Genomic DNA, 17,371 nt, shown 5'->3' on the forward strand with positions numbered 1-17,371 from the left:
CTAACAAAAAGCCCCTGAAAAGGGGCTCTGCTGAAACTGGTTGCGGGGGCTGGATTTGAACCAACGACCTTCGGGTTATGAGCCCGACGAGCTACCAGACTGCTCCACCCCGCGTCAAAGCTGGGGCGAAAGTATACGACCGAACCCAGCGAGGGGTCAATCTAACCTCCACCTACAAGAAAGCCCGCTGTAGCGGGCTGTCTTGTTTCAATTGGTACCGAGAAGGGGACTCGAACCCCTACACCCTATGGGCACAACCACCTCAAGGTTGCGTGTCTACCAATTCCACCACCTCGGCAATACTACTTTGAAACCCGTTACTTCTGCTCTTGAGCTGGAGGTACATCGCCGGTGTTGCTGGCGGGTGCCTGTTGCTCCTGGAGCACCGGTACATCATCTGTTGCCGGTTTTTGCTGCTTCACTTCAAGTACCGCTGGATCTGGAAGCCCTACCTGAGTCAGCTGATGAGCTTTCTCTTTAGCAAAGTAACCTAACCCCAGGGCGGTTATGAAGAAACTGGCGGCAAGTATAGCAGTAAACTTACTAAGAAAGGTAGCAGAACCTTGGCTTCCGAACACAGTATTTGAAGCCCCTGCGCCGAAAGATGCACCTGCTTCCGCACCTTTACCCTGTTGCAGCAACACCAGCACTACCAAACCCAGTGCGCCCAACAGATGAAAAACTACTACGACTGTTTCCAGCATTTTTCAGTTTCCTGCGGCGCGACAAATTGCACCGAATTCGTCTGCGTTCAGGGAAGCTCCACCAATGAGCCCCCCATCGATATCCGGCATGCCGAACAGCTCAGCCGCATTGGCCGCCTTCACGCTGCCGCCGTATAGAAGCCGCACATTCATCGCGACCTCTGAATTCTTTGCCGCCAGTTGCTCACGAATGGCCTTGTGCACATCCTGAGCCTGTTGCGGGCTGGCCGTGAGGCCGGTGCCGATGGCCCATACAGGCTCATAGGCAATGATTGCACTGGCGAAGGCCTCAACACCGAATGCGTCGATGATGCTGCTCAACTGACGCCCTACAACCTCAAGCGTCTTGCCAGCTTCGCGCTCCTCCAGGGTTTCCCCTACACAGAGCACAGGCTTCAACCCGCAAGCCTGAGCCGCAGCGAACTTGCGATTCAGCACTTCGTCGCTTTCGCCCAGTATCTGGCGACGCTCCGAGTGCCCGATCAGCACCAGCTCACATCCCGCATCGACCAGCTGACTCGGAGCAACCTCACCGGTCAGCGCGCCTTGCTGGGGCTCTACCGCAGAATCCTGAGCACCCACGGCTATCGACTTGCCCTGCAACCCTTCAATCGCTTGATTGATGTACAGGCAGGGCGGGAACACCGCGACTTCAACACCGCTCGGCAGGGCTAGATTGCTCAAGCCCTTGATCAGCTCAGCGACGCTGGCGCGGGTACCGTGCATCTTCCAGTTACCAGCTACCATAGGGCGACGCATGCTGTACCTCGTCGGTCAAAGTGGGCGCAGATGTTACCCAACCCGATCACCACTGGCAAGCGCTAATCAGGCGCAAACTTCAGTTACCAGCTTTGCCAGTTCCTCGGCATAGCCGCGCACCTGACTTTCGTCATCACCTTCGACCATCACACGCACCAGTGGCTCTGTGCCGGACTTGCGCAGCAGCACGCGACCACGACCCGCCATGGCCTCGGTGACCCGCTCGCAGGCCTGCTTGACCGCCGGGTGCTCGACAGGGTCTACCTTGCTCTCGCCAAAGCGAACATTGATCAGCACCTGCGGGCATTTGCGCAGCGCCTGACGGGCCTGAGCCAGGGTTTCACCGCGACGCTTGAGCGCCATCAGCACCTGCAGGGCAGCGATGATCGCATCCCCTGTGGTGGTATGACTGAAGCACACCACGTGCCCGGAGTTCTCGCCGCCGATGTTCCAGTCGCGCTCCAGCAGTTCGGCAATCACATAGCGGTCACCCACCTTGGCACGCACAAACGGTATCGAGAGCTCCTGCAAGGCCAGTTCGAGGCCCAGGTTGCTCATCAGCGTACCCACAACGCCACCATTGAGCTTGCCACGCTCCTGGAGGTCACGGGCAATGATGAACAGCAATTCGTCACCATCGACGATCGCGCCGGTATGGTCGACCATCAGCACCCGGTCACCGTCACCGTCGAACGCGATCCCCAGGTCGGCATGCCCTACCAGCACCGCCGCCTGAAGCGACTCGATATGGGTCGAACCGCAGTTCTCGTTGATGTTGAGGCCATCCGGCTGCGCTGCCAGCACCGTGACATCGGCGCCGAGCTCGCGAAACACGCTGGGGGCCACCTTGTACGTGGCGCCGTGGGCGCAGTCGACCACCAGCTTGAGGCCGGCGAAATCGGTACTGGTCGGCACGCTGCTCTTGCAGAACTCGATGTAGCGGCCGGCCGCGTCGTTGATGCGCGACACCTTGCCCAGCTTGCTCGACTCGACCACGGTCATGGGCTTGTCGAGCAACTCCTCGATCATCTGCTCCACATCGTCGGGCAGCTTGGTGCCCTGACCGGAGAAGAACTTGATGCCGTTGTCGTCATGCGGATTGTGCGACGCACTGATGACGATCCCGGCTTCGGCATGAAAGGTGCGGGTCAGGTAGGCGATGGCCGGCGTCGGCATCGGGCCGAGCAGCAGCACATCTGCGCCCGCCGCAGACAGACCGGCCTCAAGGGCCGACTCGAACATGTAGCCGGAGATACGCGTGTCCTTGCCTACGAGCACCCGGCAGGCGCCGAGCTTGCGAAAGGCCATGCCTGCGGCCCAACCGAGCTTGAGCATGAAATCCGGCGTGATCGGGTATTCGCCGACACGGCCACGAATGCCGTCGGTACCAAAATATTTTCTGCTCATCGTGAAATGCTCCGTCACTCTTATTCGGCGGCTTCAATCGCTGCAATCATCCGTACCACGTCGACGGTCTCGGCAACATCGTGAACCCGCAGGATGCTCGCACCCCGGGTCATCGCCAGCGCAGCAAGCGCCAGGCTGCCATAAAGCCGCTCACCGACCGGACGCTCCAGCGCCAGGCCGATCATGCTCTTGCGCGAAACGCCCACCAGGAGGGGGCGGCCCAGGCGATAAAGGTCCTGCATATGCTTGAACAGGCTGAGGTTGTGCGCAAGCGTCTTGGCAAAACCAAAGCCCGGATCGAGCACAATCTTTTCGGCGCCGATACCCACCGAAGCACAGGCTGCCATGCGCTGCTCGAGAAACATCGCCACCTCGACGGTCACATCGTCATAGTGCGGGTTGTTCTGCATGTCGCCGGGCTCGCCGCGCATGTGCATAAGGCAGACCGGCAAACCGGTGGCTGCAGCGGCATCCAGGGCGCCATCGCGGGTCAGCGAGCGCACATCGTTGATCAGCCCCGCGCCCAGGCGGGCAGTCTCGCGGATCACCGCCGGCGTCGAGGTATCGACCGAGATGATGACATCCAGCTCGCGACTGATCGCCTCGACAATGGGTGCAACCCGCTCGAGCTCTTCGAGAGCAGTGACCACGCGTGCACCTGGCCGGGTGGACTCCCCACCGACATCGACAAGCGTAGCACCGGCCGCCACCATCGCTTCGGCATGGCGCAAGGCCGCATCACGCTGGGTGAAGCGACCGCCGTCCGAGAAGGAATCAGGAGTTATGTTGAGGATACCCATCACATGGGTACGGGAAAGGTCGAGAACCCGGTTGCCGCAAGGCAACCGGGTTGGGTACTGCTGTGAAGTCATGTCAACCCTTAGAGCTGCGCCGCCGGACCACCGATCGGGGACTCGGGGCGATCACCTTGCGTGGCAGAGGTGCCCGAAGTGCCCGAACCACCTTCCCAGTCACGTGGCTCACGCGGCTCGCGACCGGCCATGATGTCGTCGATCTGGTCAGCATCGATGGTCTCGTACTTCATCAGTGCATCGGCCATTGCATCGAGCTTGTCACGGTTTTCGGTGAGGATCTGCTTGGCAGTGGCATAGCACTGGTCGATGATGCTGCGCACCTCGGAGTCGATCAACTTGGCCGTCTCGCCCGAAACGCTGGCGTGCTGGGAACCGGCACTGCGGCCCAGGAACACCTCGCCTTCTTCTTCGGCGTACATCAGCGGGCCGAGTTTTTCCGACAAGCCCCACTTGGTGACCATGTTGCGAGCGATCTGGCTGGCTCGCATGATGTCGTTGGAGGCACCCGTGGTAACGCCATCGAAGCCAAGGGTCATTTCCTCGGCGATACGACCACCGTACAACGAGCAGATCTGACTGATCAGCGCACGCTTGGACAGGCTGTAGCGGTCCTCTTCCGGCAAGAACATGGTGACGCCCAGGGCGCGACCGCGCGGAATGATCGAGACCTTGTACACCGGGTCGTGCTCGGGCACCACGCGACCGACGATGGCATGACCCGCCTCGTGGTAAGCGGTGTTCTGCTTCTCTTTCTCGGACATGACCATCGACTTGCGCTCGGCGCCCATCATGATCTTGTCCTTGGCCAGCTCGAACTCCTTCATCTCGACCACACGCTTGCCGCCGCGCGCAGCGAACAGCGACGCCTCGTTGACCAGGTTGGCCAGGTCGGCACCGGAGAAGCCGGGCGTACCACGAGCGATTACGGCAGGGTTCACGTTGTCGCCGATCGGCGTCTTGCGCATGTGCACCTTGAGAATCTGCTCGCGACCACGGATGTCGGGCAGGCCCACGACCACTTGGCGGTCGAAACGACCTGGACGCAGCAACGCAGGATCAAGCACGTCCGGACGGTTGGTAGCGGCGATCACGATGATGCCATCGTTCATTTCGAAGCCGTCCATCTCCACCAGCAACTGGTTGAGGGTCTGCTCGCGCTCGTCATGACCACCGCCCATGCCGGCGCCACGGTGGCGACCGACGGCGTCGATTTCGTCGATGAAGATGATGCACGGTGCGTGCTTCTTGGCCTGCTCGAACATGTCACGTACACGGCTGGCACCGACACCCACGAACATTTCAACGAAGTCGGAACCGGAAATGGTGAAGAACGGCACCTTGGCCTCACCCGCAATGGCCTTGGCCAGCAGGGTCTTACCGGTACCGGGCGGGCCGACCATCAGCACGCCGCGCGGAATACGACCGCCCAGGCGCTGGAACTTGCCTGGATCACGCAGGAACTCGACCAGCTCGCCAACCTCTTCCTTGGCTTCGTCGCAACCTGCGACGTCGGCCAGGGTGGTCTTGACCTGGTCTTCGGAGAGCAGGCGCGCCTTGCTCTTGCCGAAACTCATCGGCCCACCCTTGCCACCGGCACCGCCCTGCATCTGGCGCATGAAGAACATGAACACGGCGATGATGACCAGGATCGGGAAGCTGGCGACCAGCAACTGGGTCCAGATGCTTTGTTGTTCAGGCTGCTTGCCTTCGACCACGACGTGGTTGTCGACCAGGTCGCCGATCAGGCCGTTGTCGGCGATCGCGGGACGCACGGTCTTGAAGCTGTCGCCGTCGGTACGCTTACCAATGATGACTGCACCGTCGACCGTCACACGCTCGACCTTGCCATCCTTGACCTGCTGAATGAAGTCGGAATAGTTGAGGGTCTGCGGCTCGTTCGGGCTGGAGAAGTTGTTCATCACAGTCACCAGGACCGCGGCGATGATCAACCACAGGATCAGATTCTTTGCCATGTCGTTCAATTAGCTACCCTCTGAGGCAGGCCTTAGGCGCAGCCGTGCCTCGCATGATAATCACCGGCTTAACTTACTACATTACCTACATGTCTGCAGGCGCCGTCTGTAACCCTTTGTGAAACCTAGACTACACGATGTTCATCCAGGTCAGGCAGGACATCCGATTGGAAATAGCTATCGGATACCCTGGAAGCTGCCGGCCTGAAGCCCTACTCGCCCTTGTAGCCACGCCCCAGCATGTACTGCTCGCGGGAGCGATCGCGTGAAGAATCGGGCTTGAGCATCTGCACCTTGTCGAATTTCTTGCGGGCGTCCTTGAGGTAGACGTCAAACCCCTCGCCCTGAAAGATCTTGATCAGAAAATCGCCACCCGGCTTGAGTACCCGGGTCGCCAGATCAAGGGCCAGCTCGCACAGGAACATGGCCTTGGGCATATCCACAGCGGGCGTACCACTCATATTGGGGGCCATATCGGAAATCACAAGGTCTACGTGCGAATTACCGACCGCCTCGAGAATCTGCGCCAGCACTTCATCCTGGGTAAAGTCGCCCTGGATGAAGGTAACGTCGGGAATACTGTCCATTTCGAGGATGTCGGAGGCGATCAGACGCCCCTGACCGCCAATCAGACGACTGGTCACCTGCGACCAGCCACCGGGCGCCGCGCCCAGATCGATCACGCTCATGCCCGGGCGGATCAAACGGTACTTTTCCTGGATTTCGAGCAATTTGTAGCTCGCGCGCGAGCGATATCCGTCCTTTTGCGCCTTTTTGACGTAAGGATCGTTGAAGTGTTCTTTCAGCCAGCCAAGGCTTGTCTTGGAACGCGCCACTGGGCACCTCGATGATAAGGGTCGTGATTAACTGGGCGGATCCACGGGCCCTCGGGTAAAATGGCCGCCATTTTTACAGAATCTAGACAAAGGGTCAGATTATGCCGCTCAATAACGAGCAGAAGAAACAGTACAAATCCATTGGCCACGACCTGAAACCAGTTCTGATTGTGGCAGGCAACGGCCTGACTGAAGGGGTTATCGCCGAACTCGAGCGCGCCCTGGCCGATCACGAACTGATCAAGGTAGAGATCCGCTCGGAAGACCGCGAAGAACGTGCCGCCGCCATTGCCGCACTGTGCAAGGCCGGCCGCGCCGAACTGGTGCAGACCATCGGCAAGAAGGCACTGATCTATCGCCGCAACCCGCAGCCCAACAAGCAACTGTCGAACATCCACCGCTACAAGTGATGTTCGCGCCGTTCAGTGGCGCGCCTTGCGCGCCCTGCCCGGCGGCGGCTGCAGCACCAGCAGCAAACCGCTGAGGCCCAGCACCAGGTAGCAGAACAGCTGCCAACGCAACTGCCCCGCCCCGCCAACCCGCAAGACGAAATACATCACGCACGCCGCCACTGCCATCAGCAGCAGTTGCCCACGCATGTCTCGCCACAGGCTGGCCATCCCTTCGGCCTGAATCAGCACCAGCACCTGCACGCCGCAGCCCACCGCCGCAAAGGCGACCAGCAGCGACGCGGCCAGCACGCCAAAATCCTCGATCAACAGCGGCGCCAGGCCAATCTGGCCCAGCACCGGCAGCACCGCAAAATGCAACATCCACACGCCGCCGACCCAGAGCACCTGGGCCAGCTGCCAGATCACTGCCGACGCGGCAAAGCCGCGCGGGCGATCAAATGTGACGAACTTCGACAATCTCGTACTCGACTGTGCCGCTCGGCGTCTTGATCACCACAGTGTCACCCTCTTCCTTGCCGATGATGGCGCGGGCGATCGGAGCACCGACCGAGAGCTTGCCGTTCTTGACGTCCGCTTCGTCCTCACCAACGATCTGGTAGGTCACCTGATCGCCGGTTTCGGTGTTTTCAAGGTTCACGGTGGTACCGAAGATCACCTTGCCCGTGTGGGCAATGGTGGTAACGTCGATCACTACCGCATTCTGCAGGCGGCCTTCGATATCGCGGATACGCGCCTCGACCATGCCCTGCTCTTCACGGGCAGCGTGGTACTCGGCGTTTTCCTTGAGGTCGCCCAGCTCACGGGCTTCGCCAATCGCCTGGCTCAGGCGCGGGCGTTCGGTCTTGCTCAGGAAGAGATGCTCTTCCTCCAGGGCGCGAGCGCCCTGAACGGTCATCGGGTATTTGGTAATACTCATGCTTTGAGTCCTGCATGCAGATCCTGCAAGCGACGTACGGTTTTTTCCGGACCGAACTTCAGCGCTTCGCAGATGGCTTCACCGGCCGCAATGGTCGTGGTGCAGTAGATCTTGTGCTGCAACGCATTGCGACGAATCGAGTAGGAGTCGGCAATCGACTGGCGACCTTCGGTGGTGTTGATGATCAGCGACACTTCGTCGTTCTTGATCATGTCGACCACGTGCGGACGACCTTCGGTCACCTTGTTCACGCGACGCACTTTCAGGCCTGCCGCCTCGATGATCTTGGCGGTACCGGCCGTGGCAACCACTTCGAAGCCCAGGTTGATCAGGTCGCGGGCAACGCCAGCCACCTGCGGCTTGTCGTCGTCACGCACGCTGATGAACGCGGTGCCGCCGGTCGGCAGCACTTCGCTGGCGCCCATCTGGGCCTTGGCGAAGGCTTCGCCGAAGGTGTCGCCGACACCCATGACTTCACCGGTGGACTTCATTTCAGGGCCGAGGATCGGATCGACGCCCGGGAACTTCGCGAACGGGAACACCGCTTCCTTCACGCTGTAGAAGTTCGGAATGATTTCCTGGGTGAAACCGATCTCTTTCAGGGTCTTGCCGGCCATGACGCGAGCCGCAATCATCGCCAGCGAGGTGCCGATGCACTTGGACACGAACGGTACGGTACGCGAAGCACGCGGGTTGACCTCGATCACGTAGATCTTGTCGCCCTGCAGCGCCAGCTGCACGTTCATCAGGCCGACAACGCCCAGCTCCAGGGCCATCTTCTTGACCTGGTCGCGCACTTCGTCCTGCACGTGGGCAGGCAGCGAGTACGGCGGCAGCGAGCATGCCGAGTCACCGGAGTGAACACCGGCCTGCTCGATGTGCTGCATGATCGCGCCGATCACCACGTCGGTGCCGTCGCAGACCGCATCCACGTCCATCTCGATGGCGCAGTTGAGGAAGTGGTCCAGCAGCACAGGGCTGTCGTTGGACACCTGCACCGCTTCACGCAGGTAGCGCTTGAGTTCGTCCAGTTCGTAGACAATCTCCATCGCACGGCCGCCCAGTACGTAGGACGGGCGCACCACCAGCGGGTAACCGATGACGCCGGCGGCACGAATCGCTTCGTCTTCGCTGCGCACGGTGGCGTTTGGCGGCTGCAGCAGGTTCAGGCGCTGAACCATCTGCTGGAAGCGCTCACGGTCTTCGGCGCGGTCGATGGAGTCCGGGCTGGTACCGATGATCGGTACGCCGGCTTCTTCCAGGGCGCGGGCCAGTTTCAGCGGAGTCTGGCCGCCGTAGTGCACGATGACGCCCTTCGGCTTCTCGACACGCACCACTTCCAGCACGTCTTCCAGGGTCAGCGGCTCGAAGTACAGGCGGTCGGAGGTATCGTAATCGGTGGAGACGGTCTCCGGGTTGCAGTTGACCATGATGGTCTCGTAGCCGTCTTCACGCAGTGCCAGTGCCGCATGGACGCAGCAGTAGTCGAACTCGATGCCCTGGCCGATACGGTTGGGGCCGCCACCCAGGATCATGATCTTGTCGCGGGTCGACGGGTTGGCCTCGCACTCTTCCTCGTAGGTGGAGTACAGATAGGCGGTGTCGGTGGCGAACTCGGCAGCGCAGGTATCGACGCGCTTGTAGACCGGGAAGATCTCGAGCTTGTGGCGGTGACGACGCAGGTTCTTGTCGGTGATGCCCAGCAGCTTGGCCAGGCGCTGGTCAGAGAAGCCCTTGCGCTTGAGGCGCAGCATCAGTGCCTTGTCGATATCGGCCAGGCCCAGGGTCTTGACCTTCTCTTCTTCCTTGATCAGGTCTTCCATCTGCACCAGGAACCAGCGGTCGATCATGGTCAGGGCGAAGATTTCATCCACGCTCATGCCCGAACGCATGGCGTCGGCCACGTACCAGATACGCTCGGCGCCCGGCACGGTCAGCTCGCGCTTGAGGATGCTAGCAGCTTCCGGGCTGGCCAGGTCGACTTTCGGGTCCAGCCCGCATACACCGACTTCCAGGCCGCGCAGGGCTTTCTGCAGCGACTCCTGGAAGGTGCGGCCGATAGCCATGACTTCACCCACGGATTTCATCTGGGTGGTCAGGCGGGCATCGGCTTTCGGGAATTTTTCGAAGGCAAAGCGTGGCAGCTTGGTGACGACGTAGTCGATCGACGGCTCGAACGAGGCCGGCGTGCGACCACCGGTGATGTCGTTCTGCAGTTCGTCGAGGGTGTAGCCAACAGCCAGCTTGGCGGCGATCTTGGCGATCGGGAAGCCGGTGGCTTTCGAGGCCAGGGCCGAGGAACGCGAAACCCGCGGGTTCATCTCGATCACGACCATGCGGCCAGTGTCCGGGCAGATACCGAACTGCACGTTGGAGCCGCCGGTTTCGACACCGATTTCACGCAGCACAGCCAGCGAGGCGTTGCGCATGATCTGGTATTCCTTGTCGGTCAGGGTCTGTGCCGGTGCGACGGTGATCGAGTCACCGGTGTGCACGCCCATCGGGTCGAAGTTCTCGATGGAGCAGACAATGATGCAGTTGTCCTTTTTGTCGCGGACCACTTCCATCTCGTACTCTTTCCAGCCGATCAGCGATTCGTCGATCAGCAGTTCCTTGGTTGGCGACAGGTCCAGACCACGGGCGCAGATTTCTTCGAATTCTTCACGGTTGTAGGCGATGCCGCCACCAGTGCCGCCCATGGTGAAGGACGGGCGGATAATGCACGGGAAGCCCAGCTTCTCGAGCACCGCATTGGCCTCTTCCATGCTGTGGGCGATACCCGAGCGCGGGCATTCCAGGCCGATGGCCTTCATGGCCTTGTCGAAACGCGAGCGGTCTTCGGCCTTGTCGATGGTGTCGGCGTTGGCACCGATCATTTCCACGCCGAATTTTTCCAGGACGCCTTCGCGCTCCAGGTCCAGTGCGCAGTTCAGCGCGGTCTGGCCGCCCATGGTCGGCAGCAGCGCGTCAGGGCGCTCCTTCTCGATGATCTTGGCCACCGACTGCCACTTGATCGGCTCGATGTAGGTGGCGTCGGCCATGGCCGGGTCGGTCATGATAGTGGCCGGGTTGGAGTTCACCAGGATGACGCGAAAACCCTCCTCGCGCAGGGCCTTGCAGGCCTGGGCGCCGGAGTAGTCGAATTCGCAGGCCTGGCCGATCACGATCGGGCCGGCGCCGAGAATCAGGATGCTTTTGATGTCTGTACGTTTTGGCATGGGTTGTCACTCAAATCCGCGGGTCAGTGGGCAAGCTGTGTCGAACAATCCACTCGAGGAGCGCCTGAACGCGGCCTGTGCCGGTTCAGGGCTGCCTCCGGGGGGTGCTCAGCGGCGCTTGGCCATGGCATCGATGAAACGATCAAACAGTGGCGCGACGTCGGTCGGGCCCGGGCTCGCCTCAGGGTGACCCTGGAAGCTGAAGGCGCTCTTGTCGGTGCGCTCGATGCCCTGCAGGGTACCGTCGAACAGCGACTTGTGGATGGCGCGCACGTTGCCTGGCAGGGTCGCTTCATCTACCGCGAAACCGTGGTTCTGGCTGGTGATCATCACCACGCCGGTGTCCAGGTCCTGGACCGGGTGGTTGGCACCGTGGTGACCATGACCCATCTTGACGGTCTTGGCACCGGAGGCCAGGGCCAGCAGCTGGTGGCCCAGGCAGATACCGAACACCGGCACTTCGGTTTCGAGGATTTCGCGGATCGCCTGGATCGCGTAGTCGCAAGGCTCGGGGTCGCCCGGGCCGTTGGACAGGAACACGCCATCGGGGTTGAGCGCGAGCACTTCGCTGGCCGGGGTTTGCGCCGGCACCACGGTGACGCGGCAGCCGCGCTCTACCAGCATGCGCAGGATGTTCAGCTTGACGCCATAGTCGTAGGCCACGACGTGGTACGGCAGCTCGGCGGCGTCGATGGTCGGGTGGCTGTCGGTCTTCAGGTTCCACACGCTGGAGCGCCACTCGTAGCGGCTCTTGGTGCTGACGACCTTGGCCAGGTCCATGCCCTTCAGGCCCGGGAAGCCGCGCGCGGCTGCGATGGCCGCCTCTTCAGAAATGTTGTCGCCAGCCAGGATGCAGCCGTTCTGCGCGCCCTTCTCACGCAGGATGCGGGTCAGGCGACGGGTGTCGATACCGGCAATGGCCACCACATTGTTGGCCTTGAGGTAATCGGACAGCGACATCGTGTTGCGCCAGTTGCTGGCGATCAGCGGCAGGTCACGGATGACCAGGCCGGCCGACCAGACCCGATCGGATTCGGCGTCTTCCGGCGTGGTGCCGGTGTTGCCGATGTGCGGGTAGGTCAGGGTAACGATCTGCTGCGAGTAAGAAGGGTCAGTCAGGATTTCCTGATAGCCGGTCATTGCGGTGTTGAACACCACCTCACCAACGGTCTGACCGTCGGCTCCAATGGCCTCACCGCGAAAAATGCTGCCATCGGCAAGGGCGAGTATGGCTGGCTTAGTCAAGAAGACCTCCCAAAAATAAAGCCTGAAGGGGCGATCGCAGGTTGCAAAAAAGCGGAATGACGTATAGACACGTCACCCCGCTTTCTTCGTCGAATTATCTGCGCGCTTTTAGTGGACACACTAAAGCTGTAGCTTACAGAAAAAGGCTTTTTCGGTCTACCACTGATGTGCCTGAAAGGCATGGGAATGCGACAGAAAGTCGCTTGTTTCAAACGCTCGGCCAGGGAGGCCGGCGAAGGGGCCGCATGGCAGCCCCTGGTGCAGCGATCAACGCAGGTCGAGCACGTCCTGCATGTCGTACAGGCCCGGCGCACGCCCATCCAGCCACAGCGCGGCACGTACCGCACCCTTGGCGAAGGTCATGCGGCTGGAGGCCTTGTGGGTGATCTCCAGGCGCTCGCCGTCAGCGGCGAACAGCACGGTATGGTCACCTACCACGTCACCGGCACGCACGGTGGCAAAGCCGATGGTCTTGCGGTCCCGCGCGCCAGTCTGGCCTTCCCGGCCATACACGGCCACTTCCTGCAGGTCACGGCCAAGTGCATTGGCCACCACCTCGCCCATGCGCAGCGCGGTACCCGACGGCGCATCCACCTTGTGACGGTGATGGGCCTCGATGATCTCGATGTCCACATCGTCGCCCAGCACACGCGCCGCCATGTCCAGCAGCTTCAGGCTGAGGTTGACGCCAACGCTGAAGTTGGCGGCAAACACGATAGGGATGTCCTTGCCCGCCTCGGCCAGCAGTTGCTTCTCTTCAACACTGAAACCGGTGGTGCCGATGACCATCGCCTTGCCCGCCTTGCGGCAGAACGCCAGGTTCTTCAAGGTCACCGAAGGATGGGTGAAGTCGATCAGCACATCGAACTCGTCGACCACCCGATCCAGATCACCCGACAGCGGCACACCAATACGCCCCAGCGCCGCCAGCTCGCCGGCGTCGGCCCCGACCAGGGTACTGTCCGGACGATGCACGGCGGCGGTCAGGCCCGCCCCCGGCGTCTGCTGCACTGCCTCGATCAGGGTCTTGCCCATCCGCCCTGCCGCGCCCATTACCGCTATACGTCGCATGCCCTGTTCCTTCTTACAGATCGCCGAAGAAGCGCTTCACGCCTTCGAACCAGCCATTGGCCTTGGGAGAATGGCAGCTGTCGCCATCCAGCGAAACACGCAACTCTTCGAGCAACTCACGCTGACGACGACTCAGGTTGACCGGCGTTTCTACCGCCACCCGGCACATCAGGTCGCCCGCGCCACCGCCACGCACCGGCGCAACGCCCTTGCCGCGCAGACGGAACTGCTTGCCGGTCTGGGTCCCCTCGGGGATCTTCAGCTTGACCCGGCCATCGAGGGTCGGCACTTCCAGCTCGCCACCCAGCGCCGCATCGGTGTAGCTGATCGGCACTTCACAGTACAGGTGCTTGCCGTCGCGCTGGAAGATCGGGTGCTCGCGCACATTGATCACCACGTACAGGTCGCCGGTCGGGCCACCCTGAGAACCTGCCTCGCCTTCGCCCGACAGGCGAATGCGGTCACCGGTATCGACGCCGGCCGGCACCTTGACCGAGAGGGTCTTGTACTCTTCGACACGGCCTTCGCCATGGCACGAATCGCACGGATCAGTGATGATCTTGCCCTGGCCGTGACAGCGCGGGCAGGTCTGCTGCACCGAGAAGAAGCCCTGCTGCATGCGCACCTGGCCAATACCGCCGCAGGTCGGGCAGGTCGAAGGCGACGAGCCCTTCTTGGCACCCGAGCCATCGCACGGTGCGCAGTTGACCAGCGTCGGCACACGGATGTTGACCGTGGTGCCGCGCACGGCCTCCTCCAGGTTCAGCTCGAGGGTGTAGCGCAGGTCGCTGCCACGCTGAGCGCCACCGCGACCACCGCCCCGGCCACCGCCGAAAAAGTCGCTGAACACATCACCGAAGATGTCGGAGAAGTTGGCGCCACCGAAACCGGCACCGCCGCCACCCATGCTCGGGTCGACACCGGCATGGCCATACTGATCATACGCAGCACGCTTGCTGGCATCGGAGAGCACTTCGTAAGCCTCGTTGGCTTCCTTGAACAGCTCTTCCGAGGCCTTGTCATCAGGATTACGGTCCGGGTGGTGCTTCATCGCCAGGCGACGATAGGCCTTCTTCAGGTCGGCCTCGCTCGAGCCGCGCTCGACTCCCAGAACCTCGTAATAGTCACGCTTTGCCATAATTCTTTGCACTCTTGAGGACGTTCGGCATACCTCGGCGCATACCGCGCTGTGCCGCCAGCATTCAAGCACGCTCGAATGCTGTAAAAATTCGGGTATTCCAGACACGCCAACGCGGGAGCAAGCCCCCGCGCGGCGACATCCTACCAGTCACTGCCGAACAGCAGTCAACCGGGCGACAACCTGTAGCTATTACTTGTTGTCTTTTACTTCTTCGAACTCAGCGTCGACCACGTCGTCGTGCTTGGGCTCTTCAGCTTCTGGCTGAGCACCGCCCTGAGGCTGTTCGGCCTGCTCGGCGTACATCTTCTGAGCCACTGGCGCGGAGACCTTCGACAGCTCTTCGACCTTGGCTTCGATGGCAGCCTTGTCGTCGCCTTTGACAGCGGCTTCCAGGGCGACAACGGCAGCTTCGATAGCAGCCTTCTCGTCCGCGGTTACCTTGTCACCGGCGTCGGCGACCATCTTGCGGGTCGAGTGAACCAGCGCGTCACCCTGGTTGCGGGCAGCGGCCAGTTCTTCGAACTTGCGGTCTTCCTCGGCGTTGACTTCAGCGTCACGCACCATCTGCTGAATCTCTTCCTCGGACAGACCCGAGTTGGCCTTGATCACGATCGACTGCTGCTTGCCGGTCGCCTTGTCCTTGGCACCTACGTGCAGGATGCCGTTGGCGTCGATATCGAAGGTCACTTCGATTTGCGGTACGCCACGTGGCGCTGGCGGAATCTCGGCCAGGTCGAATTTACCCAGCGACTTGTTCTGCGCGGCTTGCTTGCGCTCGCCCTGCAGCACGTGAATGGTCACGGCGCCCTGGTTGTCGTCGGCCGTCGAGAACACCTGCGACTTCTTGGTCGGGATGGTGGTGTTCTTCTCGATCAGCGCAGTCATCACGCCACCCATGGTTTCGATACCCAGGGTCAGCGGGCTGACGTCCAGCAGCAGCACGTCTTTCACGTCACCAGCCAGTACGGCGCCCTGAATGGCAGCACCCATGGCGACAGCTTCGTCAGGGTTCACGTCCTTGCGTGCTTCCTTGCCGAAGAAGTCGGTCACCAGCTTCTGCACCAGTGGCATGCGGGTCTGACCGCCGACCAGGATCACGTCGTTGATCTTGCTCACGTCGATACCGGCGTCTTTCAGCGCGATGCGGCATGGCTCGATGGTGCGCTGAACCAGGTCTTCGACCAGCGATTCCAGCTTGGCGCGGGAAATCTTCACGTTCAGGTGCTTAGGACCGGTGGCGTCTGCAGTGATGTACGGCAGGTTCACGTCGGTCTGCTGGCTCGAGGACAGCTCGATCTTGGCTTTTTCGGCAGCTTCTTTCAGGCGCTGCATGGCCAGCGGGTCACCCTTGAGGTTCATGCCGCTTTCTTTCTTGAATTCGTCGACGAGGTAGTCGATCAGACGAATGTCGAAGTCTTCACCACCCAGGAAGGTGTCGCCGTTGGTAGCCAGTACTTCGAACTGGTGCTCGCCGTCGACTTCAGCGATCTCGATCACCGACACGTCGAAGGTACCGCCACCCAGGTCGTAGACGATCACGGTGTGATCACCCTTGGCCTTATCCATACCGTAGGCCAGTGCGGCTGCGGTCGGTTCGTTGATGATGCGCTTGACGTCCAGACCGGCAATGCGACCGGCGTCCTTGGTAGCCTGACGCTGGCTGTCGTTGAAGTAGGCAGGTACGGTGATGACCGCTTCGGTCACTGCCTCGCCGAGATAGTCTTCGGCGGTTTTCTTCATCTTTTTCAGAATTTCAGCCGAGATCTGAGGCGGAGCCATCTTCTGGCCGTTCACTTCCACCCAGGCGTCGTTGTTGTCAGCCTTGACGATCTTGTAAGGGACCATCTGGATGTCTTTCTGAACGACTTCTTCGTCAAAACGACGGCCGATCAGACGCTTTACCGCGTACAGGGTGTTGTGCGGGTTGGTCACCGCCTGACGCTTGGCCGACTGGCCAACCAGGATCTCGCCGTCATTGGCGTAGGCAATGATCGAAGGGGTGGTACGAGCGCCTTCGGCGTTCTCGATGACCTTGACGTTGCCGTTTTCCAGAATGGAGACACAGGAGTTGGTGGTCCCCAGGTCGATACCGATAATTTTGCCCATGTTAACTCTCCCGAAACTTTGGATTTGGTTGCCGCAGCGGTGGTTGCCAACTGCGGTAGCACTTAAACGCTTGACACTTAAATGGGGGCCGCCAGGCTAATTTCAAGCCTTCTCGTCAATCGAGGGCGAAACCGGAGCCGGAGCCTTGCTGACCACGACCATGGCCGGGCGCAGCAGACGCCCATTGAGCTGGTAGCCCTTCTGGAACACCTTGAGCACGCTGTTGGGCTCGACGTCCGCACTCTCCTGCATGGCCATGGCCTGGTGCAGTTCGGCGTTGAACGGTTCGCCGTGCGGGTCGATCGCCTCGAGGTTGTAGCGCTTGAGGGTGTCGTGGAACATCTTCAGGGTCAGCTCGATGCCTTCACGCATCGGGCGGATGCTCTCGTCTTCGGCGCTGGACAGCTCCAGGCCGCGCTCAAGGCTGTCGATCACCGGCAACAGGTCACCAGCGAATTTCTCAAGGGCGAACTTGTGCGCCTTCTCGACATCCTGCTCGGCGCGACGGCGCACGTTCTGAAGGTCTGCGGCGGTGCGCAGGGATTGATCCTGGGCCGCCGCCAGTTGCTCTTCGAGCACCTGCACGCGCGTGCTCAGCTCATCGCCGGCCGCCTCGGCGTTCAGATTCTGTTCATCCAGCGTCTGTTCGTCAGCCATAAAATCTCTCCTTTGCAATTTCGTCAGCGAACTTACTCGCACGTCTGCCGGCTATATGGGGTCTGAAAATGCAGCTTCAAGGGCTGATGAACAGTCAGCAGCATTACCCT

Annotated in this window: 15 protein-coding genes and 2 tRNA genes; 1 reads left to right on the forward strand and 16 read right to left on the reverse strand. The window is 61.1% G+C overall.

Annotated features, from left to right (window positions below; genetic code table 11):
* Positions 1-37: 37 nt before the first annotated feature.
* The 8 genes from MF6396_RS19460 to rlmE form a co-directional block, all read right to left on the reverse strand.
* Positions 38-114 (reverse strand) — tRNA-Met (locus MF6396_RS19460).
* A 98-nt stretch (positions 115-212) separates the two neighbouring features.
* Positions 213-298, reverse strand: a tRNA-Leu gene (locus MF6396_RS19465).
* Between the two features lie 19 nt (positions 299-317).
* Positions 318-704 carry a preprotein translocase subunit SecG gene (gene secG, locus MF6396_RS19470; RefSeq protein ID WP_078481335.1) on the reverse strand — a complete coding sequence of 129 codons (387 nt, stop codon included), beginning with the start codon at positions 702-704 and terminating at the stop codon, positions 318-320.
* 3 nt (positions 705-707) lie between these two features.
* Positions 708-1,463 (reverse strand): triose-phosphate isomerase, encoded by a 756-nt coding sequence (gene tpiA, locus MF6396_RS19475; RefSeq protein WP_043863822.1) that lies wholly within the window; start codon positions 1,461-1,463, stop codon positions 708-710.
* A 66-nt stretch (positions 1,464-1,529) separates the two neighbouring features.
* Positions 1,530-2,870 carry a phosphoglucosamine mutase gene (gene glmM, locus MF6396_RS19480; RefSeq protein WP_078481337.1) on the reverse strand — a complete coding sequence of 447 codons (1,341 nt, stop codon included), beginning with the start codon at positions 2,868-2,870 and terminating at the stop codon, positions 1,530-1,532.
* A gap of 20 nt (positions 2,871-2,890) precedes the next feature.
* The gene (folP, locus tag MF6396_RS19485; RefSeq protein WP_078481338.1) at positions 2,891-3,742 is read right to left on the reverse strand and encodes a dihydropteroate synthase; all 852 of its coding nucleotides are present in this window, start codon (positions 3,740-3,742) and stop codon (positions 2,891-2,893) included.
* 8 nt (positions 3,743-3,750) lie between these two features.
* Entirely contained in the window at positions 3,751-5,658 is a 1,908-nt protein-coding gene (gene ftsH / locus MF6396_RS19490; RefSeq protein WP_043863825.1) for an ATP-dependent zinc metalloprotease FtsH, read from the reverse strand.
* A 212-nt stretch (positions 5,659-5,870) separates the two neighbouring features.
* The gene (rlmE, locus tag MF6396_RS19495; RefSeq protein WP_043863826.1) at positions 5,871-6,494 is read right to left on the reverse strand and encodes a 23S rRNA (uridine(2552)-2'-O)-methyltransferase RlmE; all 624 of its coding nucleotides are present in this window, start codon (positions 6,492-6,494) and stop codon (positions 5,871-5,873) included.
* A gap of 101 nt (positions 6,495-6,595) precedes the next feature.
* On the opposite strand from rlmE, the gene yhbY reads away from it, so the two are divergent.
* On the forward strand, positions 6,596-6,904 hold the full coding sequence (yhbY, locus tag MF6396_RS19500) for a ribosome assembly RNA-binding protein YhbY (RefSeq protein ID WP_038606752.1): 309 nt from the start codon (positions 6,596-6,598) through the stop codon (positions 6,902-6,904).
* 12 nt (positions 6,905-6,916) lie between these two features.
* Here yhbY and MF6396_RS19505 read toward each other — a convergent pair whose 3' ends face one another.
* The 8 genes from MF6396_RS19505 to grpE form a co-directional block, all read right to left on the reverse strand.
* The gene (locus tag MF6396_RS19505) at positions 6,917-7,312 is read right to left on the reverse strand and encodes a hypothetical protein (protein WP_043863827.1); all 396 of its coding nucleotides are present in this window, start codon (positions 7,310-7,312) and stop codon (positions 6,917-6,919) included.
* A gap of 28 nt (positions 7,313-7,340) precedes the next feature.
* Complete coding sequence (greA, locus tag MF6396_RS19510) at positions 7,341-7,823, reverse strand: transcription elongation factor GreA (RefSeq protein WP_078481340.1); 483 nt, start codon at positions 7,821-7,823, stop codon at positions 7,341-7,343.
* Positions 7,820-11,041: a carbamoyl-phosphate synthase large subunit gene (gene carB / locus MF6396_RS19515; protein WP_043863828.1), complete on the reverse strand. Its 3,222-nt coding sequence runs from the start codon at positions 11,039-11,041 to the stop codon at positions 7,820-7,822. Before carB ends, greA begins: the two co-directional genes overlap by 4 nt.
* 108 nt (positions 11,042-11,149) lie before the next feature.
* The gene (carA, locus tag MF6396_RS19520) at positions 11,150-12,286 is read right to left on the reverse strand and encodes a glutamine-hydrolyzing carbamoyl-phosphate synthase small subunit (RefSeq protein ID WP_043863829.1); all 1,137 of its coding nucleotides are present in this window, start codon (positions 12,284-12,286) and stop codon (positions 11,150-11,152) included.
* Positions 12,287-12,553: 267 nt separating this feature from the next.
* Positions 12,554-13,357: a 4-hydroxy-tetrahydrodipicolinate reductase gene (dapB, locus tag MF6396_RS19525; protein ID WP_058540555.1), complete on the reverse strand. Its 804-nt coding sequence runs from the start codon at positions 13,355-13,357 to the stop codon at positions 12,554-12,556.
* Positions 13,358-13,370: 13 nt separating this feature from the next.
* The gene (dnaJ, locus tag MF6396_RS19530) at positions 13,371-14,495 is read right to left on the reverse strand and encodes a molecular chaperone DnaJ (RefSeq protein WP_043863831.1); all 1,125 of its coding nucleotides are present in this window, start codon (positions 14,493-14,495) and stop codon (positions 13,371-13,373) included.
* Between the two features lie 192 nt (positions 14,496-14,687).
* A complete protein-coding gene (gene dnaK, locus MF6396_RS19535) occupies positions 14,688-16,604 on the reverse strand; it encodes a molecular chaperone DnaK (protein ID WP_043863832.1) in 1,917 nt (638 codons plus the stop codon).
* 102 nt (positions 16,605-16,706) lie between these two features.
* Complete coding sequence (gene grpE / locus MF6396_RS19540) at positions 16,707-17,261, reverse strand: nucleotide exchange factor GrpE (protein ID WP_043863833.1); 555 nt, start codon at positions 17,259-17,261, stop codon at positions 16,707-16,709.
* Positions 17,262-17,371: the final 110 nt, after the last annotated feature.

Origin of the sequence: Pseudomonas sp. MF6396, assembly GCF_002018915.1 — a bacterium.
In the GTDB taxonomy this organism is placed as follows: Bacteria; Pseudomonadota; Gammaproteobacteria; order Pseudomonadales; family Pseudomonadaceae; genus Aquipseudomonas; species Aquipseudomonas palmensis.